The 24,461-nt window shown below is 69.9% G+C and carries 29 protein-coding genes and 4 tRNA genes; 13 read left to right on the forward strand and 20 right to left on the reverse strand.

The window, feature by feature from the left end:
- Positions 1 to 49 precede the first annotated feature (49 nt).
- From rplK to WBN91_RS14740, 4 genes are all read right to left on the reverse strand, one after another.
- Positions 50 to 484, reverse strand: coding sequence for a 50S ribosomal protein L11 (gene rplK / locus WBN91_RS14725; RefSeq protein ID WP_337724665.1), 435 nt, complete (start codon positions 482 to 484; stop codon positions 50 to 52).
- Positions 485 to 566: 82 nt separating this feature from the next.
- On the reverse strand, positions 567 to 1,385 hold the full coding sequence (nusG, locus tag WBN91_RS14730; RefSeq protein WP_337724663.1) for a transcription termination/antitermination protein NusG: 819 nt from the start codon (positions 1,383 to 1,385) through the stop codon (positions 567 to 569).
- Between the two features lie 64 nt (positions 1,386 to 1,449).
- A complete protein-coding gene (gene secE, locus WBN91_RS14735; protein ID WP_337724662.1) occupies positions 1,450 to 1,860 on the reverse strand; it encodes a preprotein translocase subunit SecE in 411 nt (136 codons plus the stop codon).
- A gap of 31 nt (positions 1,861 to 1,891) precedes the next feature.
- Positions 1,892 to 1,964 (reverse strand) — tRNA-Trp (locus tag WBN91_RS14740).
- Positions 1,965 to 2,151: 187 nt separating this feature from the next.
- Here WBN91_RS14740 and WBN91_RS14745 point away from each other — a divergent pair.
- The 3 genes from WBN91_RS14745 (at position 2,152) to WBN91_RS14755 (ending at position 4,772) form a co-directional block, all read left to right on the forward strand.
- Positions 2,152 to 3,396: a pyridoxal phosphate-dependent aminotransferase gene (locus tag WBN91_RS14745; protein WP_337724661.1), complete on the forward strand. Its 1,245-nt coding sequence runs from the start codon at positions 2,152 to 2,154 to the stop codon at positions 3,394 to 3,396.
- A 157-nt stretch (positions 3,397 to 3,553) separates the two neighbouring features.
- Positions 3,554 to 4,189: an MmpS family transport accessory protein gene (locus tag WBN91_RS14750; protein ID WP_337724660.1), complete on the forward strand. Its 636-nt coding sequence runs from the start codon at positions 3,554 to 3,556 to the stop codon at positions 4,187 to 4,189.
- 178 nt (positions 4,190 to 4,367) lie between these two features.
- On the forward strand, positions 4,368 to 4,772 hold the full coding sequence (locus WBN91_RS14755; protein ID WP_337724659.1) for an MmpS family transport accessory protein: 405 nt from the start codon (positions 4,368 to 4,370) through the stop codon (positions 4,770 to 4,772).
- 44 nt (positions 4,773 to 4,816) lie between these two features.
- Here WBN91_RS14755 and WBN91_RS14760 read toward each other — a convergent pair whose 3' ends face one another.
- The 7 genes from WBN91_RS14760 to WBN91_RS14790 all read right to left on the reverse strand — a co-directional run bounded on the left by WBN91_RS14760 (position 4,817) and on the right by WBN91_RS14790 (position 9,823).
- Positions 4,817 to 5,239 carry a MaoC family dehydratase gene (locus WBN91_RS14760; RefSeq protein ID WP_337724658.1) on the reverse strand — a complete coding sequence of 141 codons (423 nt, stop codon included), beginning with the start codon at positions 5,237 to 5,239 and terminating at the stop codon, positions 4,817 to 4,819.
- Positions 5,236 to 5,685, reverse strand: coding sequence for a MaoC family dehydratase N-terminal domain-containing protein (locus WBN91_RS14765; protein WP_337724657.1), 450 nt, complete (start codon positions 5,683 to 5,685; stop codon positions 5,236 to 5,238). The genes WBN91_RS14760 and WBN91_RS14765 overlap by 4 nt, the downstream gene beginning before the upstream one ends.
- Positions 5,686 to 5,756: 71 nt before the next feature.
- The gene (rpmG, locus tag WBN91_RS14770; protein WP_015105301.1) at positions 5,757 to 5,921 is read right to left on the reverse strand and encodes a 50S ribosomal protein L33; all 165 of its coding nucleotides are present in this window, start codon (positions 5,919 to 5,921) and stop codon (positions 5,757 to 5,759) included.
- Positions 5,922 to 5,999: 78 nt separating this feature from the next.
- Positions 6,000 to 6,072, reverse strand: a tRNA-Met gene (locus WBN91_RS14775).
- 46 nt (positions 6,073 to 6,118) lie between these two features.
- A tRNA-Thr gene (locus WBN91_RS14780) sits at positions 6,119 to 6,194 on the reverse strand.
- 73 nt (positions 6,195 to 6,267) lie between these two features.
- Positions 6,268 to 8,868 carry a putative bifunctional diguanylate cyclase/phosphodiesterase gene (locus WBN91_RS14785; RefSeq protein WP_337724656.1) on the reverse strand — a complete coding sequence of 867 codons (2,601 nt, stop codon included), beginning with the start codon at positions 8,866 to 8,868 and terminating at the stop codon, positions 6,268 to 6,270.
- 175 nt (positions 8,869 to 9,043) lie between these two features.
- A complete protein-coding gene (locus WBN91_RS14790; RefSeq protein ID WP_337724655.1) occupies positions 9,044 to 9,823 on the reverse strand; it encodes a PhzF family phenazine biosynthesis protein in 780 nt (259 codons plus the stop codon).
- A gap of 34 nt (positions 9,824 to 9,857) precedes the next feature.
- On the opposite strand from WBN91_RS14790, the gene WBN91_RS14795 reads away from it, so the two are divergent.
- Positions 9,858 to 10,652, forward strand: coding sequence for a GNAT family N-acetyltransferase (locus WBN91_RS14795; RefSeq protein WP_337724654.1), 795 nt, complete (start codon positions 9,858 to 9,860; stop codon positions 10,650 to 10,652).
- Between the two features lie 308 nt (positions 10,653 to 10,960).
- Here WBN91_RS14795 and WBN91_RS14800 read toward each other — a convergent pair whose 3' ends face one another.
- Positions 10,961 to 11,470: a hypothetical protein gene (locus tag WBN91_RS14800; protein WP_337724653.1), complete on the reverse strand. Its 510-nt coding sequence runs from the start codon at positions 11,468 to 11,470 to the stop codon at positions 10,961 to 10,963.
- Between the two features lie 266 nt (positions 11,471 to 11,736).
- Between WBN91_RS14800 and WBN91_RS14805 the strand changes: the two genes are divergently transcribed.
- Entirely contained in the window at positions 11,737 to 11,979 is a 243-nt protein-coding gene (locus WBN91_RS14805; protein WP_337724652.1) for a hypothetical protein, read from the forward strand.
- Between the two features lie 99 nt (positions 11,980 to 12,078).
- Here WBN91_RS14805 and WBN91_RS14810 read toward each other — a convergent pair whose 3' ends face one another.
- Positions 12,079 to 12,243: a hypothetical protein gene (locus tag WBN91_RS14810; protein ID WP_337724651.1), complete on the reverse strand. Its 165-nt coding sequence runs from the start codon at positions 12,241 to 12,243 to the stop codon at positions 12,079 to 12,081.
- Positions 12,244 to 12,579: 336 nt separating this feature from the next.
- Positions 12,580 to 12,660: transfer RNA gene (locus WBN91_RS14815), tRNA-Tyr, on the reverse strand.
- A gap of 123 nt (positions 12,661 to 12,783) precedes the next feature.
- Here WBN91_RS14815 and WBN91_RS14820 point away from each other — a divergent pair.
- Complete coding sequence (locus WBN91_RS14820) at positions 12,784 to 13,275, forward strand: YajQ family cyclic di-GMP-binding protein (protein ID WP_337724650.1); 492 nt, start codon at positions 12,784 to 12,786, stop codon at positions 13,273 to 13,275.
- Complete coding sequence (gene rfbA / locus WBN91_RS14825) at positions 13,272 to 14,144, forward strand: glucose-1-phosphate thymidylyltransferase RfbA (protein ID WP_337724649.1); 873 nt, start codon at positions 13,272 to 13,274, stop codon at positions 14,142 to 14,144. Before WBN91_RS14820 ends, rfbA begins: the two co-directional genes overlap by 4 nt.
- Before the next feature lie 11 nt (positions 14,145 to 14,155).
- Here the strand turns inward: rfbA and htpX are convergent, their stop codons facing one another.
- Genes htpX through WBN91_RS14845 form a run of 4 tightly spaced genes read right to left on the reverse strand, consistent with a single transcriptional unit; the run spans position 14,156 to position 16,674 of the window.
- Complete coding sequence (gene htpX / locus WBN91_RS14830; RefSeq protein WP_337724648.1) at positions 14,156 to 15,016, reverse strand: zinc metalloprotease HtpX; 861 nt, start codon at positions 15,014 to 15,016, stop codon at positions 14,156 to 14,158.
- Positions 15,017 to 15,036: 20 nt separating this feature from the next.
- On the reverse strand, positions 15,037 to 15,693 hold the full coding sequence (locus WBN91_RS14835; RefSeq protein ID WP_337724647.1) for a 4Fe-4S binding protein: 657 nt from the start codon (positions 15,691 to 15,693) through the stop codon (positions 15,037 to 15,039).
- Positions 15,686 to 16,258, reverse strand: a complete 573-nt coding sequence (locus WBN91_RS14840) for an NADH-quinone oxidoreductase subunit C (protein WP_337724646.1) — start codon at positions 16,256 to 16,258, stop codon at positions 15,686 to 15,688. The genes WBN91_RS14835 and WBN91_RS14840 overlap by 8 nt, the downstream gene beginning before the upstream one ends.
- Entirely contained in the window at positions 16,255 to 16,674 is a 420-nt protein-coding gene (locus tag WBN91_RS14845; RefSeq protein ID WP_337724645.1) for an NADH-quinone oxidoreductase subunit B, read from the reverse strand. The genes WBN91_RS14840 and WBN91_RS14845 overlap by 4 nt, the downstream gene beginning before the upstream one ends.
- A gap of 241 nt (positions 16,675 to 16,915) precedes the next feature.
- Here WBN91_RS14845 and WBN91_RS14850 point away from each other — a divergent pair, with 241 nt between their 5' ends.
- Positions 16,916 to 17,953 (forward strand): LysR family transcriptional regulator, encoded by a 1,038-nt coding sequence (locus WBN91_RS14850; RefSeq protein WP_337724644.1) that lies wholly within the window; start codon positions 16,916 to 16,918, stop codon positions 17,951 to 17,953.
- Here the strand turns inward: WBN91_RS14850 and WBN91_RS14855 are convergent.
- Positions 17,950 to 18,099: a hypothetical protein gene (locus WBN91_RS14855; RefSeq protein ID WP_337724643.1), complete on the reverse strand. Its 150-nt coding sequence runs from the start codon at positions 18,097 to 18,099 to the stop codon at positions 17,950 to 17,952. The two genes, WBN91_RS14850 and WBN91_RS14855, sit on opposite strands and share 4 nt — an antisense overlap.
- A 539-nt stretch (positions 18,100 to 18,638) precedes the next feature.
- Here WBN91_RS14855 and WBN91_RS14860 point away from each other — a divergent pair.
- Positions 18,639 to 18,986 (forward strand): hypothetical protein, encoded by a 348-nt coding sequence (locus WBN91_RS14860; RefSeq protein WP_337724642.1) that lies wholly within the window; start codon positions 18,639 to 18,641, stop codon positions 18,984 to 18,986.
- A 108-nt stretch (positions 18,987 to 19,094) separates the two neighbouring features.
- On the opposite strand, the gene ddaH is transcribed toward WBN91_RS14860, so the two are convergent.
- A complete protein-coding gene (ddaH, locus tag WBN91_RS14865; protein ID WP_337724641.1) occupies positions 19,095 to 19,973 on the reverse strand; it encodes a dimethylargininase in 879 nt (292 codons plus the stop codon).
- A 75-nt stretch (positions 19,974 to 20,048) separates the two neighbouring features.
- On the opposite strand from ddaH, the gene WBN91_RS14870 reads away from it, so the two are divergent.
- From WBN91_RS14870 to WBN91_RS14885, 4 genes are all read left to right on the forward strand, one after another.
- Entirely contained in the window at positions 20,049 to 20,489 is a 441-nt protein-coding gene (locus tag WBN91_RS14870; RefSeq protein WP_121224781.1) for an Lrp/AsnC family transcriptional regulator, read from the forward strand.
- Between the two features lie 9 nt (positions 20,490 to 20,498).
- Positions 20,499 to 21,263, forward strand: a complete 765-nt coding sequence (locus WBN91_RS14875) for an enoyl-CoA hydratase (protein ID WP_337724640.1) — start codon at positions 20,499 to 20,501, stop codon at positions 21,261 to 21,263.
- A gap of 235 nt (positions 21,264 to 21,498) precedes the next feature.
- Entirely contained in the window at positions 21,499 to 23,382 is a 1,884-nt protein-coding gene (locus WBN91_RS14880; protein ID WP_337724639.1) for a 2-oxoacid:acceptor oxidoreductase subunit alpha, read from the forward strand.
- Positions 23,379 to 24,431 carry a 2-oxoacid:ferredoxin oxidoreductase subunit beta gene (locus WBN91_RS14885; RefSeq protein ID WP_337724638.1) on the forward strand — a complete coding sequence of 351 codons (1,053 nt, stop codon included), beginning with the start codon at positions 23,379 to 23,381 and terminating at the stop codon, positions 24,429 to 24,431. Before WBN91_RS14880 ends, WBN91_RS14885 begins: the two co-directional genes overlap by 4 nt.
- Positions 24,432 to 24,461: the final 30 nt, after the last annotated feature.

The raw sequence follows: 24,461 nt of genomic DNA on the forward strand, positions 1-24,461 counted from the left end.
GGTGCGAGCCAGCGCGTGGCTCTCCCACGGGGAACTAAAAGAGTGGAGGTCAGCCTTCGACCGTGATGCCCATCGAGCGGGCCGTGCCGGCGATGATCTTCGCCGCCTGGTCGATGTCGTTGGCGTTCAGGTCGACCATCTTGGTCTGCGCGATCTCGCGCACCTGGTCCATCGTCACCTTGGCGACCTTGACGCGGTGCGGCTCGCCCGAGCCCTTCTCCACACCGGCGGCCTTGAGGATCAGCTTCGCGGCCGGCGGGGTCTTGAGCTTGAAGTCGAACGAGCGGTCTTCGTACACGGAGATCTCGACCGGCACCACGGTGCCGCGCTGCGACTCGGTCGCGGCGTTGTACTGCTTGCAGAACTCCATGATGTTGACGCCGTGCTGACCCAGCGCGGGGCCGACGGGCGGCGCCGGGTTCGCAGCCCCGGCCTTGATTTGAAGCTTGATGATCGCTGCGAGCTTCTTCTTCTTGGGTGGCATCTCAATGCTTCCTGTTATTGCGGTGTCCGCGCGCGGCCCTGCCAGCCGCAGCGTGGCTGCCGACGCCCCGGAGGGCGGCGGATCAGATCTTGGAGACCTGGCTGAACGACAGCTCGACCGGAGTCTCGCGGCCGAAGATCGACACCAGGACCTTCAGCTTCTGGCCGTCCGCGTTGACCTCGCTGATCGTGGCGGGCAGCGTGGCGAACGGGCCGTCCATGACGGTGACCGACTCGCCGACCTCGAAGTCCACCTCGACCGCGGTCTTGGCGGGCGTGGACGCGGCCTTCTTGCCCGCGGCCGGCTTCTGCTCGACCTGCGGCAGCAGGAACTTCAGCACCTCGTCCAGGGTCAGCGGCGACGGCTTGGAGGTCGCGCCGACGAAGCCGGTCACGCCCGGCGTGTTGCGCACCGCGCTCCACGAGGCGTCGTTGAGCTCCATCCGGACCAGGATGTAGCCGGGCAGCACCTTGCGCTGCACCTGCTTGCGCTGGCCGTTCTTGATCTCGGTGACTTCCTCGGTCGGCACCTCGACCTGGAAGATGTAGTCCTCCATGTCGAGCGTCTGGATGCGCGTCTCGAGGTTCGTCTTGACCTTGTTCTCGTACCCGGCGTACGAGTGCACGACGTACCAGTCGCCGGGCGCGTTGCGCAGGGCCTCGCGCATCTCGGCGGCCGGGTCGGCGGGCTCGGCGTCGATGTCGGCGACCGGCGCGACCGCGGCGGCCTCGGACTCGTCGTCGGCCTCTTCGGACGCAGCGGGCTCGGTGGCGTCGTCAGCGGACTCCGCGGTGTCCTCCGTCGCCTCGTCCTGCTCGACGTCCTCGACATCACCGTCGAAGTCCTGCTCGTCGGTCAGGTCGGTCAGCTCCTGGGCGTCAACGCCGTTCTCGGAGGTCACTGTGGGTCTCGCTTCCTTTCATCCACGTGTTCGCCACCGCCACCCCGGGCGGGGAGGCGTCGGCTCAGCCGAACACCTTGAACACGCCCCAGGCGAAGGCCGAGTCAAGGCCGAACACCAACGCCACCATGAAGGCCACGAAGACCAACACGACCGAGGTGTAGGTGATCATCTGCTTGCGGGTCGGCCAGATGACCTTCCGCAGTTCGCTGACCACCTCACGGACGTAGCGGACGATCCGGGCGAAGAATCCCGTCCGCTTCTCCTGGTCGCCCCGAGCGCGGGTGGGACGGCCCTTGCGGTCCGCGGCGTCCGAGTCGGACTCGGCCGACTTCTTCGCCTCGGACGGCGCGGCGGAGTCCTTGCGGCCCGCCGGGCGCGCGGAACCCCGGCGCTCGCGGCGTGCTGCGGCGGTGACCGGCCGGGCCGCGCTCTCGCGCTCTTCCGGCTGGTCCTGCTCGCGGCCCTCGCTCATGCCGTCCTCCGCTCACCATCGCGCTTCGACGCAGGGGCGACAGGACTTGAACCTGCAACCTGCGGTTTTGGAGACCGCTGCTCTGCCAGTTGAGCTACACCCCTTCGGGGTCCCCCGAGGGGAACCCGCTGGCTGAGGACGTCTTGCAGCCTCCTCACGTGGCCCGTGAGGCAGCGGCTGGACGTTCCCGGTGTCGAAGCATACGGCACAACCGGCCCGTACTCCCAACCGGCCCGGTCAGAGGGGGTGCCGGGCGCCAAGTCGGTTGTGCGGTCTGCCACGATTGGGGTCATGGCCTCACCTGAGACGACCGCCCCGACCGGCACCCCCGACTTCCCCCGGATCTCGAAGCGGATCGGCGGTATCGCCGAGTCCGCCACCCTCGCGGTCGACGCGAAGGCGAAGGCGCTCAAGGCGGCCGGTCGACCGGTGATCGGCTTCGGCGCGGGCGAGCCCGACTTCCCGACCCCGGAGGCGATCGTGGCCGCCGCCGCCGCCGCGTGCGCCGACCCGCGCAACCACCGCTACACCCCCGCCGCCGGCCTGCCGGAGCTGCGGGAAGCCGTAGCCGCGAAGACCAAGCGGGACTCCGGCTACGAGGTGACCGCGGCCCAGGTGCTGATCACCAACGGCGGCAAGCAGGCCGTCTACCAAGCGTTTGCGACCATCGTGGACCCAGGCGACGAGGTCCTGCTGCCCGCCCCGTACTGGACCACCTACCCGGAGGCGATCACGCTCGCCGGCGGCGTCCCGGTGCAGGTCACGGCCGACGAGAGCACCGACTACCTGGTGACCGTCGAGCAACTGGAGGCGGCGCGGACCCCGAAGACCAAGGTCCTGCTGCTGTGCTCGCCGTCCAACCCGACCGGCTCGGTCTACAGCCGCGAGCAGATCACCGCGATCGGCGAGTGGGCGCTGGAGCACGGCCTGTGGGTGATCACCGACGAGATCTACGAGCACCTGCTCTACGACGGCGCGGAGACGGTGTCGCTGCCGGTCGCCGTGCCCGCGATGGCGGACCGGACGATCGTGCTCAACGGCGTGGCCAAGACCTACGCGATGACCGGCTGGCGGGTGGGCTGGCTGATCGGCCCGACCGACGTGGTGAAGGCCGCCGCGAACCTCCAGTCGCACCTGACGTCCAACGTGGCGAACGTCTCGCAGCGCGCGGCGCTGGAGGCGGTGTCCGGCTCGCTGGACGCGGTGGACGAGATGCGCAAGGCCTTCGACCGCCGGCGCCGCACGATCGTGGACATGCTGTCGGCGATCCCGGGCGTGGAGTGCCCGACCCCGAAGGGCGCGTTCTACGTGTACCCGTCGGTGAAGGCGCTGATCGGCAAGACCCTGCGCGGCACGGAGATCACCGACACCGTGCAGCTGGCGGCCCTGATCCTGGAGCACGCCGAGGTCGCCGTGGTGCCGGGCGAGGCGTTCGGCACGCCGGGCTACCTGCGCCTGTCCTACGCGCTGGGTGACGACGACCTCAAGACCGGCGTCGCGCGGATGGCCGACCTGCTGGGCGAGATCACGCTCTAACCCGCACTTTTCGTAGCAAAGGGCACCCATTCGGGTGCCCTTTGCGCTTGTCGGGGACACATTCGGGTTACGCCCAGTAACGAGGCGTCGAGCGCTCCGATGCAGCGGTCATCCGGTTCACCGAACCGGTTCGCACCGCACGCACGAGGAGCGCACCATGTCCTACCCCCAGCCGCCGATGGCCCAGTACCCGCCGCCGATGGCGCCCCGACCGCCCCAGAACGGCCTCGGCACCGCCGGCTTCGTGCTCGGCCTCCTCGGCCTGCTCTTCAGCTTCATCCCGATCATCGGCCTCGTGGCGTGGCCGCTGGTGATCCTCGGCCTCGTCCTGGGCGGCCTGGGCGCGGCGAAGGCCAGTCGCGGCCTGGCGACCAACAAGGGCCTCGCCGTGGCCGGTGTCGTGCTGTCCGCCGTCGGTCTCGTCGTCTGCATCCTGTGGGTGGCCGTCTTCGGCAAGGCCGCGAGCGAGGCCGCCGACGACCTGGAGCAGCTCAAGCAGGAGTCCGAGAAGCAGGTCACCCTGGTCTACGAGGTGACCGGTGACGCGCCGGGCGCGACCGTGACCTACTCGACCTTCGGCGACACCGGCAGCGCGACCAACCAGGAGGAGCTGAAGACCCTGCCGTGGACCAAGCAGGTCACCACCAAGGGGCTCTTCAGCGGCGGCTCGCTGACCGTGACGGCGGGCGCGGACGGCGGCACCGTCACGTGCAAGATCACCGTGGACGGCGTCGAGAAGAAGACCGGCACCGGCACCGGTCCCTTCGCGACGGCGAGTTGCTCGGACTTCTGACCTGCTCGGCCGCAGCCCGGTCGTGAGCGGCGGTTGTGGCGGAAGTCACTCGTCTCGACTGCCACCGGCCCGTTCGCGCCAGCCAACCGCAACCCCAACGGGTGAATGGAGTAACTCACAGTAGAAAGTGGGCGATGATCCGTTCAGAGCAACCGATCTTCCCCCGAGGAGACCAACGATGACGGAGCCGGACCTACCGGAGTCCGACCAGCCCGCCCGGAAGTGGGTCGTGATCGCCGGATCGGCGGTGCTCGTGCTGGGCGCCCTGGTCCTCGCGTTCTGGGTGGCGAGACCGGAGCACCGGTCCGTCGTCGTGTACGAGGTGTCCGGTGAGGCCGCGCGGGCCACGGTCGTGTACTCGACGTTCGCCGAGGAGGGCGCGGGGACCCGGGAGGTGGAGTTGACCGCGTTCCCGTGGCGGGCGGAGCTGTCCGTGACCGGCGAGGTGCGGGACGGGGTGCTCGCGGTGACCGTGGGGCCGGAGGGCGGCTCGGTGGGCTGCAAGGTCAGCGTGGACGGCGTGGAGCGCCGCGCGGCCACCGCCAGCGGCCCGCGCACCACCGCCCTCTGTAGCGGCTTCTGAAACGCCCGTGGGGGAGCCGCCGGCGGCTCCCCCACGGGAAACGCCTACGGCAGGCGGACGCGGGCGGACGCGCCGCCCAGGACGCCCTTGCCCTCGAACGCGGCCGTCACGTTGACCTTGAAGGTGCCGTCCTCCAGCACCTTGGCGACCTTGCCGGTCACCTCGACCACGGCGCCCTCGTCGTCGTCGGGCACCGGCACGGGCCGCCCGAAGCGCACGCCGTACTCGACCACGGCGCCCGGGTCGCCGGCCCAGTCGGTCACGACGCGGATCGCCATGCCCATCGTCAGCATCCCGTGCGCGATGACGCCCGGCAGCCCCACGGACGTCGCGAAGCGCTCGCTCCAGTGGATCGGGTTGAAGTCGCCCGACGCCCCCGCGTACCGGACCAGGTCGGCCCGGGTGATGCGCAGCGTCAGCGGCGGCAGCTCGGTGCCGACGGCGACCTCGGAAGCCTTGAGACTCACGCGTCCTCCCCGCGAACCACGAGCGTGCAGCGGCCGGTGCAGACGTGCTCGCCCTCGTCGGTGCCCACCTCGGCCCGGATCGACAGCATGTCGTTGCCCATGCGGGACGTGATGCCGTCGACGTGCAGCTCCACCACCAGGCGGTCACCGGCGGTGATGGGGCGGGTGTGGGTGAAGGTCTGGTCGCCGTGCACCACGCGGCTGTAGTCCAGGCCCAGCTCGGGGTCCTCGACCAGCACGTCGTTGGCCTTCAGCGACACGATGATCGCGAACGTGGGCGGTGCGATGACGTCCTTGTACCCCGCCGCGCGGGCCGCCTCGGGGTCGCGGTGCACCGGGCTCGTCGCGCCGACCGCGTCGGCGAACTCGCGGATCTTCTCGCGCCCCACCTCGTAGGGGGGTGACGGTGGGTACGCACGTCCGATGAACGACTGGTCGAGAGGCACCGGAGCAGGTTACGCGACGAGGCCCGCCCCCTCGGTGAAGGGACGGGCCTCGTCGGAGTCGTACAGGAACCTCAGCGGGTTTCCTTGTGCGCCCGGTGGGTCTTGCAGTTCGGGCAGAACTTCTTGATCTCCAGGCGATCCGGGTCGTTGCGCCGGTTCTTCCTGGTGATGTAGTTCCGGTGCTTGCACTCCTCGCACGCGAGGGTGATCTTCGGGCGTACGTCGGTTGCAGCCACGGTCCTTGCCTTTCTAGAGCACACCTGCCCCGGCGCCCCAGTGCGGGCTTACCGCCTGGCGGGGATCGGACTAACGAGTAGCGGTGGCCGGACTTGAACCGGCGACACAGCGATTATGAGCCGCTTGCTCTACCAACTGAGCTACACCGCTTAGCACGACTGTTGGCCGCGCATGCGCTTGCACCGCGGCCTAGTCGTGGAGCCCCTTTACGGAATCGAACCGTAGACCTTCTCCTTACCATGGAGACGCTCTGCCGACTGAGCTAAAGGGGCTTGCTCTTTCGTTCTTGCGGAGCGAGGAGAACTCTACACAACCTCGCCCGGTTCACGAAATCGGGGGGTCCCTTCAGTGGACCAAGGTGAGCACCGTCTCATCCCGGGCACCCCTGACCTGCACGGTTCGCGCACGCAACCAGGCCTCGAAGCGCTCCTCGGACAGCGGCCGGGAGATCAGGTAGCCCTGCGCCACGTCGCAGCCCATCGACACCAGCTGGTCCCGCGCGGCGTCGTCCTCGACGCCCTCGGCGACCACGGTGAGGCTCAGCGAGTGGCCCAGCTCGACGATGGACCGGACCACGGCCATGTCGCCCAGGTCGGTGCCCATGCCGAGCACGAAGGACTTGTCGATCTTGACCTCGTCCACCGGCAGCTGCCGCAGGTAGGCCAGCGACGAGTAGCCGGTGCCGAAGTCGTCCACCGCGAGCACGACGCCCATCGTGTGCAGGCGGCGCAGCACGGGCAGCGCCCGCTCCGGGTCGGCCATCACGCCGGACTCGGTCAGCTCGAAGGTCAGCAGCTCGGGCGGCACGGCGTGCTTGAGCAGGGCTGCGGCGACGCGGTCCGGGAACTCCTCGTCGGCCAGCGTCCGCACGGACAGGTTGACCGCGATGGACATCCGCAGCCCGCGGTCGATCCACCGGCGGACCCGGTCCAGCGCCTTGTCCATCACGAAGTCGGTCAGCACGTCCACCAGGCCGGTGGCCTCGACGGCGGGCACGAACTCGTCCGGGTCGACGCGGCCGAACTCGGGGTGCTTCCAGCGCACCAGGGCCTCCGCGCCGACCACCTGTCTGCTCGGCAGCGCGACCTTCGGCTGGTAGTGGATCGACACCTGCCCGCTCTCCAGGGCGGACCGGAACTGGGTCACGAGCTGGAAGCGGCGCAGGAAGATCTGGCCCATCGAGGGCGCGTACGCGCGCAGCGGCTCGGCCTCGCTGGTGGCCCGCACGGCCACGTCGGCCCGCTGGAGCAGGGCGTCGGCGTCGGGGTCCTCGATCTCGCAGTCCGCGGTGGACGCCCACCCGACGACCGCGCCCGCCTCGACGGTGAGCCGGTCCACCGGGTACGGCACGGACAGCGCGGCCCGCAGCCGTTCGGCGATCTCCTGGATGCGCTCGGCCTGCCGGTCCAGCAGCAGCGCGGCGAACGCGCCGCCCTCCAGCCGGGCCAGCGGCACCTCGGGACCCAGTTCGTCGCGCAGTCTGCGGCCGGCCGCGACCACCATCCGGTTGCCCCAGGCCTGGCCCAGCGCGTCGGACACGGTGGACAGCACGTCCAGGTCGATGCGGATCACGGCGGACCGGTCGGCCTGGCGCATCGGTTCGGCGGCGGCCTCGCGCAGGCCGGGCCGGTTGAGCAGGCCGGTCAGCGGGTCGTGGTAGGCGTCGTGGCGCAGCCGGGCGAGCAGGCGGCGGTTGTCCACGGCGGTGGACAGGTGGCTGGCCAGGGTGCGCAGCAGCTGGATGTCGGACTTGCCGAAGCCGCGCCACCGGCTGAGCCGGTCGTGCACCTCGACCGCGCCGAGCAGCTGGGTCGCGCCGCGCAGCGGCACCACCAGCGCCTCCTGCGCGTCGCGGCGGGTCAGGGCCTCGGTGACGTCCTCGCCGGCGTCGACGACGCGGAAGTACCGCACCTGCGAGCCGGGCAGCTGGAGCATGGCGTCCTCGCGCAGCTGGCGCGGGTCGTCGCGGCGCATGCCCTGGGGCAGCGGCTCGCCGGCGACCAGGGTGCGCATCGGCGCCTGCGGGTCGGTGCGCAGCCGCAGCACGACCCGGTTGGCGTTGAGCTGCTCGCGGATGCGCTCCGCGATGAGCTGCCACTCGTCGTCGTCGGCGCGGCCGTCGCCGCCGTCGGGGTTCGGGCCGCGCGGACCGGTGGCGTGCCGGCCGGAGCGGGCCACGCGCAGGGAGACCTCGCTGAGCGTCTCCAGGTCGCGCTGTTCACGCAGCAGGCCGGAGTAGGCGAGGTAGATCGCGGTGATGCCGGCGAAGACCAGGACGATCAGGACGCCGCCCCACGGCGCCTTGTCCGCGATCTCGTAGCCGGCGAGGCCGGCGGAGGTGTTCAGCAGCGCCACGACCAGGGTCTGGAGCACCAGCCGCAGGCTCGGGCCGACCCGCATCCCCTTGCCCATCAGGCGCAGCGCGGTCAGGCCCAGGACGCTCGCCAGCAGCGGCACGGCGATGGTGCCGAGGAACGCGCCCGCCCACTTGGGGCCGTTGCCGTCCAGGAACAGGTCCACGGAGTGGGCGACCGCGAAGGCCACCGAGATCTCCATGAACATCAGGCCCGCGTTGTAGACGGCCCGGTCGAGGACCCGGCGGCCCAGCAGCGTGCCGACGCCCGCGACGACGTGCGCGGCGAGCACGACCTCGAACGGGGCGACCAGCAGACCGAGGACGAGGGGTATCTCGGTGAACGAGATGGTCCAGGCCACTCCGCTGCGCACGTCCACGTTGATGGCGAGCTGCTCGGCGAGCAGGAACCCGACCACGAGCAGCGGTCCGGTCCACAGGAGGTCGGTCGGGTCCCGGTCGGGCAGCCACGAGCCCACCGCGACCGCGGACAGCGTCCCGGCGAGCAGGAGCAGCACCGCGAACACGCTGAACGCGCGGGTCGTGGACCGGGTCGGCGCGTTCGGCGCCGTGGCCGACACGTGGTCGGACATCCACCCTCCTCGTCGGCCGTCGTCGCGGTTGGCCGGGTCGCGGCCTACGAGCTCCTGGCGTGACTGAGGGGTCCCGAACACCCACCGAGACCCCTCCAGGGGTGCCAATGTACCCCGGTTGGGCGACGAAATGGCAGGTCGTTGCACCGATTACCACGAAAGGTAACAGTTCGGATCACACGATCAGCTCCCCTGCCAGCACCGTCACCGCTCGGCCGGCGAGTCGTACCCGATCACCGTTCAAGATCGCCCGGACCTGCCCGCCGCGCGGCGAGGCCTGCTCGGCGAGCAGGTCGGCGCGACCCAGTCGCGGCGCCCACCAGGAGGCGAGCGTGCAGTGCGCGGAACCGGTTACGGGATCCTCCGGGACCCCGTAGGAGGGGTAGAAGCAGCGGCTCACGACGTCGAGGCCGGGTCGGTCGCCGGGGGCGGTGACGATCACGCCGCGTCCGGGCACCTCGGCGAGCGCGGCGAAGTCGGGGCGGAGATCGCGGACCTCCTGGGCGCTCGCCGCCTCCACGAGGACGTCGGAGACGGCTTGGGCGACGGCCTTCACGGTGATGCCGGGGAGGCCGGCCTTGAGCGGCGTTGTGATCTCGATTGGCGTCGCCGGGTCGGCCGGGAAATCCATCTCCACCCAGCCGTCCGGGGTGGTCGTGCAGGTGAGTTCGCCGCTGCGGGTGGTGAAGACCCGGTCGCCGCCGAGGACGTGGGCGGTGGCCAGGGTCGCGTGGCCGCACAGGTCGACCTCGCGGACGGGGGTGAACCAGCGCAGCGGGAGGGGGCCTTCTTCTCTTGTCCGCACGAAGGCGGTCTCGGCGTGCTTCATCTCGGCGGCGACGGACTGCATCCAGCGCTCGTCGTCCGGCCCGTCGTCCTCGGTGAGCAGCACGACGCCCGCGGGGTTGCCCGCGAACGCCCGGTCCGTGAAGGCGTCCACCACGAAAATGCGCACCGCCGCAGGCTACGGCTCCCGTTACGTTCCCGGCATGGACCCGCTACTGCCCGCCACCAAGCCCGTTCCGGAGCCGTACTCGTTCACCGAGCTGACCGCCGACGCGCTGAACGCCAGCTGGGGTGCCCTGCGCACGCACACGCTGACCTGGCACCCCGACGCCGACCTGGACGCCCAGCTGCGCGATTGGCCGCTGACCGGTGCCGGCGACCCCGACACCGCCGCGCTGGTGACCGTGCCCAGTCGTGCGGTCGCGGCGGCGGAGGTGTTGGTGCGGCACGGTTTCGCGCCCCTGCTGGTCACCGCGGCACGGCGGGGCGGGCTCGGCGGGCCGGCGGGTGCGCCGGACGTGCGGATCCGGCGGGTGGAGGCGGCGGACGTCGACGTGGCCGTGTCGGTGAACGTCGAGACGGTCCGGTACGACAGCTGGTTCGGCATGGTCAACGAGCGCCCGTCCACGGCGGCACGGCTGCGCGAGCACATCGAGGCCCGGCTGACGTGGGACGAGCCGGGCCTGTGGCTGGCGGAACGGGACGGCACGCCGCTGGGCGTCCTGTACTACGACATGCCACCGCACTCGGACTGGATCGCCGGCCGGACGTCCGCCGCGCCGGTGGTCTACATCGGACTGTTGGGGGTGCGGGAGGCGGCTCGCGGGTCCGGCGTAGGCAGCGCTTTGGTCGCCCACACCCACCGGCTGTTGGACGAGGCCGGGGTCGCGGTCTCCTTGCTGCACCACGCCTTGCCGAACCCCCGCTCCACCCCGTTTTGGTACTCCCACGGCTACCGCCCGCTGTGGACCACTTGGCAGCGCCGGCCGGCGCTCTAGACGCTTCGCTGCTTCTGGACGCGCTTCGCGCTCTCAAGATCACAAGCGCCTCGCCGGCGGGCTGACCACCGATGGGGTCAGGGCGTCGTGTCCCCCACCGCATGGCCTGGCGGAGCCAACCACACTTCGTCGGGGTTGCCGCTAAAACTTTTGCTCGTTCCTCGCAAAACTTTCGGCTGCAACCCCGACGAAGTGCGGTAGCCCTTCGGGCAGGCCATACGGTGGGGGACACGAGGCCCCTCCTGTGTGCTGGGAGCACCGCCGCGCGAGCGCGGCGAGTGCGCCGCTGCGCGGCGAGAAGGAGTCTCCTAGACGCTCACCAGTTCCTTCATCTCCCGGGGTGCGGCGTCGCGGAGGTCGGCTCGGACGATCTCCAGGCACTCGCGGGCCTTGGCGGCGGCTTGGTGTTGTGCCGCACCGCTGCCGACCGCCTCCCTCAGCACCAGCCAGACCGAGGCCTCGTCCTCGCGGACGGCGGTGAGGAGGTCGCGGGGTTCCGGGTAGGGGTGCAGGGCGATGCGCTGGGTGTGCGTGCGGAGGTCGTGCAGGGTGGTGCGGTCGACGCCGCCGGTGCCGGCCAGGCGCTCCAGCTTCGCGGGCAGGTCCACGGAGAGCAGCTCGGTGGCCGACAGCGGGCCGAAGTTCAGGACGGTGTTGAGGCCGTACTCGAGGTCGTCGGCGGCGTTGAGCACCTCGCGCACGCGGTCGCGCGCGGCGGGGTCGGGTCGCGGGCGCCTGCGGGTGGGGTTGTGCCGGATCACCAGCCCGAGGACGACGCCGAGCGCGAGGGCGGCCAGGGCGATCCAGATTTCGCTCATGGGTTCGAGTCTTGTCGCCCGCACACGCGTTTCGCGCGCCCGCACGACGGCCGGCGGTCTGGCAGCGCCGAGAGGTCGCGCCGACTTCGGTTCGACTGAACAGCCCAACCGGTCGGCGTGGCGACGTGATCCGAACGGCCCAGCGGGGGAAGGTGTGCGCAGCGGTCTCGTCCGCCTGAGTGAACCCCGGTCCGAGGGGTACTCAACTCATGGGTCGAGACCTCCTAACTAGACAAAGGGGATGCACTACGGGCGAGGGGGTCGCCATGACCATCGCGAGAGAGCTGTCGAACCGGGCAAGGGCCATGTTGAGGGCCGTCGCCGCAGGCAGGGCGCAACTGTCGGGCGGCGTCGAGCCGGACCTGTACGTGGACGGCCTGCCCTGCTGCGACCAGACGACCACCCACGACCTGGTCCACGCCGGCCTCCTCCGCGCCCGCCGCGCCGTCGGCCTGTACGAGCGCGCGGACGCCGAGCTGACGGAGGCGGGACGCGCCGCGATCGCGTAACCCTCGAACACACGTTCGAGATGGGTTATGCTGCACACGAGGCCGGCACGCAAGCGAGAGGAAGCGCTTGCGCGTCGGTCTCACCTACGTCCGGGTGGTTCAGGCCTTCTCCGGCCGCGTGTGGTTGAGGAACACCACCACGGGGATCACGATCGCCAGGAACACCGACACCCCGGTGAAGGCGTAGATCACCTGATCCCGCTCCTCCTCCCCGGCCGCGGCCAACCACCGCACCAACCCGGCAAGGACGAGCAACCCCACCACAGGCGCACTGCACAACACCCCACGCCGATAACTGCACCACCACGTACACCGCCCCGGCGCGACGTGCTCACACATGCGCACACCCCGGATGTCATGCGGAAGCTGGACAGCACCCACTCGTCACATCTCCACACCGCAGAACTGACACCTGTCCCGCCCCGGCACCGTGGACCGCGAGTGCTGCCCGTCCGGCGAGGCCGGACAAGGGTCGTTGCTCCTGGCGCTCATGGCAGGAGTGTCCAACACCGACGATCGCGCCCGGTAGTACACGAACGTGCTGACGCCGAAAGCGGGAAAGCCCCCGTGAGCAGTGCTCACGGAGGCTTTCCTGTGGTGTGGCGGGTAGAGGATTCGAACCTCTGTAGCTTTCGCGACGGATTTACAGTCCGCTCCCATTGGCCGCTCGGGCAACCCGCCCCGCCCCCGGTCGCCCGGGTGCGGTGCAGACAATACATAACCCCGTCGCGGCGACTCAAACCGGGGAGGCCCCGGTAGGCTTCCCGGGGTTCGCAGACACGCCTACGCGGAGGTATCGGGCACGTGGCAGACCCGTCGTTCGACGTGGTGAGCAAGGTCGACCGGCAGGAGGTCGACAACGCGCTCAACCAGGCCGCCAAGGAGCTGAGCACCCGGTTCGACTTCCGGGGCACCGGCACGTCGGTGGCCTGGGCGGGCGAGGAGGCGATCGCCTTCGAGTCCGAGACCGAGGAGCGCTGCCGCGCCGCGATCGACGTCTTCCAGGAGAAGCTGGTCAAGCGCGGCATCTCGATGAAGGCGTTCGAGGTGGGTGACCCCGCCATCTCCGGGAAGGTGTTCAAGGTCACAGGAAAGATCGTCCAGGGCATCTCGTCGGAGAAGGCCAAGGAGATCGCCAAGAAGGTCCGCGACGAGGGCCCCAAGGGCGTCCAGGCGCAGATCCAGGGCGACCAGCTGCGCATCTCGGGCAAGAAGAAGGACCACTTGCAGGACGTCATCGCCCTGCTCAAGAGCAACGACTTCGGTATCGCCCTCCAGTTCACGAACTACCGATGAAGGGCATCATCCTGGCGGGCGGGAGCGGCACGCGGCTGCACCCGATCACCCAGGCGGTGTCCAAGCAGCTCCTGCCGGTCTACGACAAGCCGATGGTGTACTACCCGCTGTCGGTGCTGATGCTCGCGGGCATCCGGGAGATCCTGCTCATCTCCACGCCGACCGACCTGCCGCTGTTCCGGCGGCTGCTCGGGGACGGGTCGCAGTTCGGGATCTCCGTGGAGTACGCCGAGCAGGCCCACCCGAACGGGCTGGCGGAGGCGTTCGTCATCGGCGCGGACTTCGTCGGCGACGACTCGGTGTCGCTGGTCCTGGGCGACAACATCTTCTACGGCCAGGGCTTCTCGCGCCTGCTCCAGCACCACGCGGCGACGCTGGACGGCTGCGTGCTGTTCGGCTACCCGGTGCGCGACCCGGAGCGGTACGGCGTGGGCGAGGTCGACGCGGACGGGCGGCTGGTCTCCATCGAGGAGAAGCCCGCGGCGCCGAAGTCGAACAAGGCGATCACCGGGCTCTACTTCTACGACAACGACGTGGTCGAGATCTCCCGGAACCTCAAGCCGTCGGCGCGCGGCGAGCTGGAGATCACCGACGTCAACCTGGAGTATTTGCGGCGCGGCAAGGCGCAGCTGGTCGACCTGGGGCGCGGGTTCGCGTGGCTGGACACCGGGACGCACGACTCCATGCTGGAGGCCGGCCAGTTCGTGCAGGTGCTGGAGCACCGGCAGGGCGTGCGCATCGCGTGCCCGGAGGAGATCGCGCTGCGGATGGGCTTCATCACCGCGGACGAGTGCTACGCGCTGGGCGAGAAGCTCGCGAAGTCCGGCTACGGGCAGTACCTGATGAGCGTGGCCCGCGAGATCGGGTGACCCGGACCGCGTCAGGAGCGGCGGGCGAGTTCTTCCAGCCGGCGGACGCGGTCGGCGATCGGCGGGTGGGTGGAGAACCAGCGCGCGAGCTGCTCGCCCGGCCGGAACGGTGAGGCGATCATCAGGTGGGACTGCGAGACCACCTGGGGTTCGGGGGCCAGAGGCGCGGCCAGCGTGCCGTGCTCCAGCTTGCGCAGGGCCGAGGCGAGGGCGAGCGGGTCGCCGGTGAGTTCCGCGCCGGACGCGTCCGCCTGGTACTCGCGGGACCGGCTCACGGCCATCTGCACGATGGCCGCCGCGATGGGTCCCAGGACGGCGATCAGCAGCACGGCGAACGGGTTGGGGCGGTCCTCGTCGTCGCCGCCGAACAGGCTCGCGAACAGCGCCAGGTTCGCCAATGCGCTCACCACGCTGGCCAGCGCGCCCGCCACGCACGAGATGAGGATGTCCCGGTTGTAGACGTGGGACAGCTCGTGCCCGAGGACGGCGCGCAGTTCACGCTCGTCGAGCAACTCCAGGATGCCCGTGGTGCAGCACACGGCCGCGTTGCGCGGGTTGCGTCCGGTCGCGAAGGCGTTCGGCGCGGCGGTGGGACTGATGTACAGGCGGGGCATGGGTTGGCGGGCGGCCATCGCCAGTTCCCGCACGATCCGGTACATCGCGGGCTGCTCGACCTCCGACACCGGCCGGGCACGCATCGCGCGCAGGGCCAGCTTGTCGGAGTTGAAGTACGCGTAGGCGTTGACGCCCAGAGCCAGCACCACGCCGATGACCAGCGCCGTCCGCCCGAAGAACGAGCTGATCCCGACGATCAGCGCGCTCATGGCGCCGAGCAGCAACGCCGTCTTCACCCCGTTGTAGTGCTTGTGCACGGTTGTTCGCCTCCGGGTGACTACGTCCTCCCTCTCAACGCCCCGGGACGCCCGGGGGTTCCGGAACCGGGTCGTCCGGGGCGTGTGGCACCGGTCTCCGGCGCCGGTTCGGCCCGGGTGTCCAGAACAGGTGGGGGCGGCACGTGTTCGACCCACATGTTCAGAACATCCCGTTCGTGCACGAGTTCGGCGACGGCGCCGTGGCCGTCGAGCGTGCCGGTGCCGGGGTAGGAGAAGTCGGGTGCCCAGTGGAGGGCGTCGAACGGGCACGCCTCCACGCAGATGCCGCAGTAGAGGCACTGGCCGTAGTCGATGGCGAACCGGTCGAGGACGTTGCGGGCGCGGGGGCGGGCGGAGCCGGGCTGCTGCTCGACCTCGGTGTGGGAGTCGATGTGGATGCACCAGTCGGGGCACTCGCGGGCGCAGATCATGCAGACGGTGCAGTTGGCTTCCAGGAGCGCGATCACGCCGCGGGTGCGGGGAGGCAGGTCCGGCGGAGGCAGGGTCGGCTGCGGCAGGGCCGGCGGCGGTGGTGCGGGCCGGGGCTGGGCCTGCTGCGGCTGCGGTGCCTGGCCTTGCTGCGGCGCAGGCGGCGTGGGCTGCTGCGGCTGGGCCTGTTGCGGGGCTGGGGCGGGCGCTGAGGGCTCCGGTGCCGGCGGGGCGGGCTGGTCAGGCATCGGTGTCACCTTCGAGGCGTCGGGGTCCCCAGGACGGGTCGGGCACACCCGGCGGGGCCATGCGGCGGCGGCTGGGGGCGGTGGTGCCGTCCTCGCCAGGCTCCAGGCGGCCCGGCCACGGGCGCACGACGCGGGAGGCCAGCACGAAGTCCTTGCGCAGCGGGTGGCCGGTGAAGGAGTCCGGCAGCAGCAGGTGCGGGGCGGGCTCGGTCAGGGTGATGCCGAACATCTCCACCGCCTCCCGCTCGTGCCACGCCGCCCCCGCCCACACGCCGGCGACGCTGGGCAGTGGCTCGTCGCCGACCTCGGTGCGCAGCAACAGTCCGAGCTTCGTCTCGGGGTTGAGCACGTGCAGGTACACGGCGTGCCTCAGCCCGGCGGCACCGGGACGTCCCGCGTCCTCCACGCCGAGCCAGTCGAACGCGGTGCAGCCGAGCTCGTCGCGGGCCTGACGCGCGGCGGCCGACCACTGCTCCACGGCGACGTGCGCGATCGTCTGCCCGAACGCGGTCTTGACCGTCGCGCCCGTGACGAGGGAGGCCAGTTCGGCCGAGGCGGCGGTCATGACACCAACCTGTGCAGTGCGGCGAGGCCTTCGAGCAGCGCCTCGGGACGGGGTGGGCAGCCGGGGACGGCGACGTGCACGGGCAGCACCTGGTCGATGCCCTTCGTGACGCTGTAGGAGTCCCAGTACGGCCCGCCGGTGTTGCTGCACGCGCCGACGGACAGCACGTAACGGGGTTCCGGCATTTCCTGGAATGTCGCGATCACTGCGGGCAACATGACATCGGTGACGGTCCCGGACACGACCAGCACGTGCGCTTCGCCCGCGGCATGCGCCACGTCCACCCCCAGCGCGGCCAGGTCGTGCGGTCGCCCGCCCTCCAGGGCCGCCATGACCTCGACGCCGCAGCAGGCGAGCCCGAGGTCGAGCACGGTGACCCGGTACGTCGTGCCCCAGTCCAGGGTGGAAACCGTCACGTCGGATGAGGTTAATACGTGGGGGCCCGCCAGGCTCACGCCCGGCGGGCCCCCAACCCCCCAAAACCCCCTTGATTGCTCCCACGTGAACTCGCACCTGGTTGCGGCAGAAGTCTCTTACGAACGGTGTATACGTGTCCAGACAAAGCAACCAAGTTCTTCGGATAATTTGATCCCATACTGCGATCAAGTTCAGTACAACTGATCGGTAGAACAGTTCGACCCGACCCGAGAGGCCCCGATGTCCACGTCGGCACAGCTCCTGCTCCCCGCGGGCAACCGGCTCAGCAGGCTCCTGCACACCTCCCCGCTGCTGTTGGACACCACGTTCGACCAGCTCAGGACGTTGATCGCGGTGTACGAGACGAAGTCGGCGCTGCGCGCGGCGCGGGTGCTGGGGCGGGAGCAGTCCAGCGTCCAGAAGCAGATCGACACGCTGAACCGGAACTTCAAGTCGTTGTGCGGCGAACCGCTGGTCGTCAAGCAGGGTCGCGGAAAAGACGTGCTGATCACACCGACCGGCGAGGCGCTGGTGGAATTGGCGCGGTCCACAATGACCGACTGGCTGGATTCGATTCACGAGTGCCGCCGCAAGCTCGGCACGACGCTGACCGTCGGTACCACCCGGTTCATGCTCGACTCGCTGGCGAAGGCGTGGCACCACGTGGCCGACGACTTCCGGCGGCGGGACGTGGAGCTCAAGGTCGTGCACATCCGCACCCGCGACATCTGGAACAAGTTGGAGAGCAAGGAGGTCGACATCGTCTGCGGCAGCGTCGTCACCGCCGCCGGCGACGGGTCGGACTTCGCGGACTTCGACGTGATCGAGTGGCGGCGCGGCGGGCTGGCGCTGCTGACCAACATCCCGGAGCACCGGTTGGGCACGAGCGTCGGCACCGGGGAGTTGCCGAAGCTGCCGCTGGTGGTGCCCGGCGACGGGCTGATCGCCGAGTTCCTGCGCGGGTGGTTCGGGCCGGACTACCGCAACGAGCTGGACATCGCGGCGGAGATCGACGAGATCCAGTACGGGATGTCGCTGCTGCGGTCGGGCCTGGTGGAGGGCTGCATGATCGTCACGTCCGGACTGGGCGTGGTGGCGGCCAACAACGAGCTGCGCGAGGGCTCGGGCCTGCGGGTGGTCGAGCTGAAGAACGACCGGAAGCCGGTCCTGGAGCGCCTGGTCGGGGTCTTCGCCCGCAAGGAGGAGCGGGCGAAGTTCCCGGCCGACCACCCGTTGAACCTGCTGTGGTCGGCGTTCCAGCGGGAGGTGTCCGACTAACCCTCGCGCTGCCGCTGCACCTGCTTGACCAGCCACTCGAGACCGCTGAGCTGCCGGGGAACCGCAGGCTTCTGCTCGCGTTCGGACCGTTCTTCCTCCGGCGGCTGGGGCAACGGCTCTGGCCGCTGGGCGTCGAGGTCGTTCATGGCGCGCTCCCTACCTGGTCGACAGCGAGGTGCCGTCGATCGGAGCACTCCACCGGGTGTCGTCGCTAGCCCGATCAGCCCTACGGGTGACAGGTGTCCACGGCCGTGCCGCAGCGGTCAGCGCCGGCTGCCCCTCGCTGCGGGGCGCTCTTCGCACCAGGGGGACGTTGCGAAGAAACATCACCGGGCTCATCGCTGCCATTTTTGCGTTTGCCACGCTGGTCACGCCGACCGCACAGGCCGAACGCATGGCGCCACCGCCACCGGGTTGTCCGACCGATGAAGTCCTCGGCGTGGTTTCGACGCCGCCAGCACCTGGACGCCATCCGGTTCGTGCTGAACACACCGAAGTACGTGACCGAAGGACGGTAGTGGAATTGCACGGCGTACGCGTATGAATGGCTGTGCTACAGCAGTGGCTGCGAACTCGTGCAGCAGATCGAGGTGCGTGGGATCTGGGGGCCCGCCGCGGTGAGCACGGGTTCCCGCACGGTGTGGAACGCGTCCCACTAATAGGCACGGTGCTATGTTCACCGATCATGACGAACGGTGAGCCGTGGATCGAGGCGGTCGTGGCACGGGTGCGCGACCGCCTCGACTCGCCGGACAGCGCCGACGACCGGGTTCGTCTCGTTTCCGTCGATTACGACGGGAGTCGGATGAGGATCGTCGTCGAGTACGACTTCATCGACCAGCCGGTGGGGAGAACGCGCGAAATCTCCCATTGGCGGCAAACCCACGCCCACGATCCCGAACTCGTCGGCGACCACTTGGCGTGGGACGTGCGCGAACCGCCGAACCTGGACAACGCGATCACGCACGAAGGCATCCGCTGGACCGGCGAGACGGACACCGACCCCGTGCTGGCCCGACACAGGAACAATTGATCGGCATTCCGCTCGGCGAGTAGAGCGCCCCGGCGGGTTGTGCCGACGAAAAGGCCCCCGGCGGTGATCGCGCCGGGGGCCTTCCTCAAGACGTCGGAACGGAACGGCTCAGTCGCGGAGTTCCATCGTGCAGCACTTGGGGCCGCCGCCGGACTTGCGGAGTTCCGAGATGTCCACGAAGACCGGCTCGAAGCCGCGCTTGGCGACCTCCGCTGCCAGGTGCGTCGCCTCGACCGGCAGGACCACGTGGCGGCCGTCGGAGACTGCGTTCAGGCCCAGGCACTCGGCGTCCTCGGCCGTGGCGATGACGGCGTCCGGGAAGAGGCGGCGCAGGACTCGCTGCGAGCCCGGCGAGAAGGCCTCCGGGTAGTACGCCACCAGGTCATCGGTCAGGACGAACAGGGCCACGTCCAGGTGGTAGTACCTCGGGTCCACCAGTTGCAGGGAGATGACGGGCACGCCCAGGACCTCCTGGGCCTCCGAGTGCGCCAGAGGGTCGGTGCGGAAGCCGGTGCCGGCCAGCAAGTACTTGCCGGTCCAGGTGAAGTCGCCCTCGGCCTCGTTGGTTCGTTCCGGCATCACGACGTTGGTGTAGCCGTTGGACAGGAACCAGCGGCGGAAGTGGTCTGCCTCCGGGACGCGCTGCTCCGCGCGGAAGCGGGAGCCCAGGACCTGGCCGTCGATGACGGTGCCGGAGTTGGCCGAGAAGACCATGTCGGGCAGGCCGGGCTGGGGCTCGATCAGGTCGACCTTGTGGCCCAGGCGCTCGTAGGTGTCCTTCAAGGCCGTCCACTGCTCGACGGCCAGCTCGGTGCTGATCGGCTGGGTCGGGTCCATCCAGGGGTTGATGGCGTACTCCACCGTGAAGTGCTCCGGCGGGCACATGAGGTACCGACGGGTGGTCGGCACGCGCACGGGGGTGGCGGGCGTGGTGACGCCCAGCACGATCGGCTCGTCGCCGGGGCCCAGGAGGGAAACCGAGGTCATGGATCGAAGGGTAAATAACCCTTAGACCAGCGAACAACGCCGCAGTATTGCGTCTTCTAGGGCAGAATGTTGCGTGTGGACTCGATTGACCAGCGGATCATTTCGTGCCTGATGGCCAACGCCCGCTCCAGCTACGCGGACATCGGCAAGGAGGTCGGCCTGTCGGCTCCGGCTGTGAAGCGGCGGGTCGACCGGCTGCTGGACACCGGGGTGCTGCGGGGCTTCACCGCTGTCGTGGACCCCGAGCAGCTCGGGTGGGGTACGGAGGCGTTCGTCGAGGTGCACTGCCGGGGCAACGTGACCCCCGGCGACATCCAGGCCCGGCTGGAGCCGATGGCCGAAGTCATGGCCGCTTACACGGTGTCCGGCGCGGCGGATGCGATAGTGCACCTGCGGGCGGCGAACATCCACCACCTGGAGACCGCGCTGGAACGGCTGCGGGCGGTCGAGATCATCGACCGGACCGTCTCGACTGTTGTGCTCTCCCGACTGCTGGACCGGCCGCCGGCCCCCTAGAGTGCCGCCATGCCAGACAAGCCTGAGGTGTTGCTGGAGCGCGTGGACGGTGTGGCGGTCATCACCGTGCACGACCCGGATCGGCGCAACGCGTTGACGCTCGACCTGTCCGAGCAGCTGGTACAGGCCGTGAAGAGCGCTGAAAAGGACGCCCACGCCGTGGTCGTCACAGGTGCTCCCCCGGCGTTCTGCGCGGGCGCGGACCTGACGGCCTTGGGTGAAGCCCGGGAGGAAGGGCTGCGGCGGATCTACGCCGGGTTCCTCGCGGTCGCCGACTGCTCGCTGCCGACGATCGCGGCCGTGGGCGGGGCGGCGGTGGGTGCGGGGCTCAACCTGGCGCTGGCGTGTGACGTTCGGCTCGCAGGTCCGAAGGCGCGGTTCGACGCGCGGTTCCTCCAGCTCGGCATCCACCCGGGTGGCGGGATGACGTGGATGCTCCAGCGACTCGTCGGCCCGCAGACCGCGACCGCCATGACGCTGTTGGGGCAGGTCCTGGACGCGGACGCGGCCGTGCGGCACGGGCTGGCCTGGGAGAAGGTCGACGGTGGCCACGACGAGTTGGTCGCGGCGGCCGTCGCGTTGGCCCGGCCGGCGGCCGAAGCTCCGCGTGAGCTGGTCCGAACCATCAAGGCCACGATGCGCCGGACGGCCGCGATGGTCGAGCACAGTGATGCCGTGGACACCGAGATCGTTCCCCAGGTCGCGTCCATCGAGACGCCGGAGTTCGCCGCCAAGCTGGCCGCGATGAAGGCCCGCATCAGCGGACGGCCCTAGAAGGGCTGTGGACAGACCCCCGAACATACCTGTAACTTTCGGTAACAGTTACTGGTGGGTATACGGGAAAGTGCGGTGATTACCGCCGGGTTGCCCGGCGGTGCACCACTTGGGACGGTTCGTCCCGCACAGTGGTACGGCGGAAACCAGCCAGAGGACGGGCACGACTACCCTCGATGGAGGGGGAGGGGCGACTTCGCCCCTGCGGGCGTGAAGAGAGGGATCGGCGTAGGACATGACTACCGACGTTGGTAACGGCGCCGCGCCAACCGGCACCGAGGTTCGCAAGCTCGACCGCGTGGTGATCCGGTTCGCCGGTGACTCCGGTGACGGCATGCAGCTCACGGGTGACCGCTTCACCTCGGAAGCCGCCGCGTTCGGCAACGACCTCGCGACGCTGCCGAACTTCCCGGCGGAGATCCGGGCGCCCCAGGGCACGCTCCCGGGCGTGTCCAGCTTCCAGCTGCACTTCGCGGACTACGACATCCTCACGCCCGGCGACCGCCCCGACGTCCTGGTCGCCATGAACCCGGCCGCCCTCAAGGCCAACATCGGCGACCTGCCCCGCGGCGGCACGCTGATCGTCAACACCGACGAGTTCACCAAGCGCAACCTGGTCAAGGTCGGCTACGACAGCGACCCCCTGGAGGACAACTCCCTCGAGGGCTACCAGGTCCACAAGGTGGCGATGGCGACGCTGACCATCGGCGCGCTGGAGAACACCGGGCTGGGCAAGAAGGACGCCGAGCGGGCCAAGAACATGTTCGCCCTGGGCCTGCTGTCCTGGATGTACCACCGGCCCACCGAGGGCACCGAGCGGTTCCTGCGCGAGAAGTTCGCCAAGAAGCCCGACATCGCCGAGGCCAACGTGCTGGCGTTCCGGGCGGGCTGGAACTACGGCGAGACCACCGAGAGCTTCGCGGTCACCTACGAGGTCGCCCCGGCCAAGCTGAACCAGGGCACCTACCGCCAGATCACCGGCAACACCGCCCTGGCCTACGGCGTCGTCGCCGCCGGTCAGCAGGCGAAGCTGCCGGTCGTGCTGGGCACGTACCCGATCACCCCGGCCTCGGACATCCTGCACGAGCTGTCCAAGCACAAGAACTTCGGCATCACCACCCTCCAGGCCGAGGACGAGATCGCCGGCATCGGCGCGGCCCTGGGCGCCTCCTACGGCGGCGCGCTGGGCATCACGTCCACGTCCGGCCCGGGTGTGGCGCTGAAGTCCGAGACCATCGGCCTCGCGGTGATGACCGAGCTGCCGCTGGTGATCATCGACGTGCAGCGCGGCGGCCCGTCGACCGGTCTGCCGACCAAGACCGAGCAGGCCGACCTGTTGCAGGCGATGTTCGGCCGCAACGGCGAGTCGCCGGTGCCGATCGTCGCGCCCCAGTCCCCCGCCGACTGCTTCGACGCGGCCCTGGACGCGGTGCGCATCGCGCTGAAGTACCGCACGCCGGTGCTGCTGCTCTCCGACGGCGCCATCGCCAACGGCTCCGAGCCGTGGCTGATCCCCGACCTGTCCGAGCTGCCGGACCTGTCGGTCGAGTTCGCCACCGCGCCCAACGGCCCGGACGGCGAGTTCTGGCCGTACCTGCGCGACCCGGAGACCCTGGCCCGCCCGTGGGCCGTGCCCGGCACGCCGGGCCTCCAGCACCGCATCGGCGGTCTGGAGAAGTCCGACGGCACCGGCAACATCTCCTACGACCCGGCCAACCACGACAAGATGGTGCGGCTGCGGCAACAGAAGGTGGACGGCATCGAGGTCCCCGACGTGGTCGTGGACGACCCGTCCGGGCAGGCCCGCGTCCTGGTCGTCGGCTGGGGCTCGTCCTACGGCCCGATCGGCGCCGCCGCCCGCCGGGTGCGCAAGCTCGGGATGCCGGTCGCGCACGCCCACCTGCGCCACCTCAACCCGTTCCCGAAGAACCTGGGTGAGGTGCTCGCCCGCTACGACAAGGTCGTGGTGCCGGAGATGAACCTCGGCCAGCTCGCGCTGCTGCTGCGCGCCAAGTACCTGGTCGACGCGATCAGCTACACCAAGGTGCAGGGCCTGCCGTTCAAGGCGGAGGAGTTGCAGGACGTCCTCGCCGACGTGATCAAGGGAGTGTCCGAATGACGGCGATCGACCTGGGTCTGCCGGGCTTGGGGGGTCTCGACGGGGTTCCGACGTCGGACGAGCCGCAGAAGGCCAAGGACTACAAGTCGGACCAGGAGGTCCGCTGGTGCCCGGGCTGCGGCGACTACGTCGTGCTCAACGCCGTGCAGTCCTTCCTGCCCACGCTGGGCCTCAAGCGCGAGAACATCGTGTTCATCTCCGGGATCGGCTGCTCGTCGCGGTTCCCGTACTACATGAACACCTACGGCATGCACTCCATCCACGGCCGTGCGCCCGCCATCGCGACCGGCCTGGCCGTGGCGCGACCGGACCTGTCGGTGTGGGTGGTGACCGGTGACGGCGACGCGCTGTCCATCGGCGGCAACCACCTGATCCACACGCTGCGCCGGAACGTGAACCTGAAGATCCTGCTGTTCAACAACCGGATCTACGGCCTGACCAAGGGCCAGTACTCGCCCACCTCCGAGGAGGGCAAGGTCACCAAGTCGACGCCGTACGGGTCGCTGGACCACCCGTTCAACCCGGTGTCGCTGGCGCTGGGCGCGGAGGCCTCGTTCGTGGGCCGGGCGATCGACTCGGACCGGGCCGGGCTGACCGAGGTGCTGCGGCAGGCCGCCGAGCACCGCGGGTCGGCGCTGGTGGAGATCTACCAGAACTGCCCGATCTTCAACGACGGCGCGTTCGACGTGCTCAAGGACGCCGACGAGGCCTCCCGGCGGATCATCAACGTGGTCGACGGGCAGCCGATCGTGTTCGGCGGCGGCGAGTACGCGGTCGTGCGGGACGGGTTCGGCCTGACCGTGGCCAAGACCGCCGACGTGGCCGAGTCGGAGATCGTCGTGCACGACGCCTCGGACCTGAACCTGTCGTTCGCGCTGTCGCGCCTGTCCACGCAGGACTTGCAGCACACCGTGACCGGCGTGTTCCGCAACACCGCCCGCACCACCTACGACGACGCCGCCCGCGCGCAGGTCGCCGAAGCCCAGGCCGCCAAGGCCCCGGACCTCGCGGCACTGCTGCGCGGCAAGGACACCTGGACCGTCGTCTAGGCGCCTTCAGCACACGGAAAGGCCCCTGCT

The organism is Saccharothrix sp. CCNWYY140 (genome assembly GCF_037401995.1).
GTDB lineage: Bacteria > Actinomycetota > Actinomycetes > Mycobacteriales > Pseudonocardiaceae > Actinosynnema.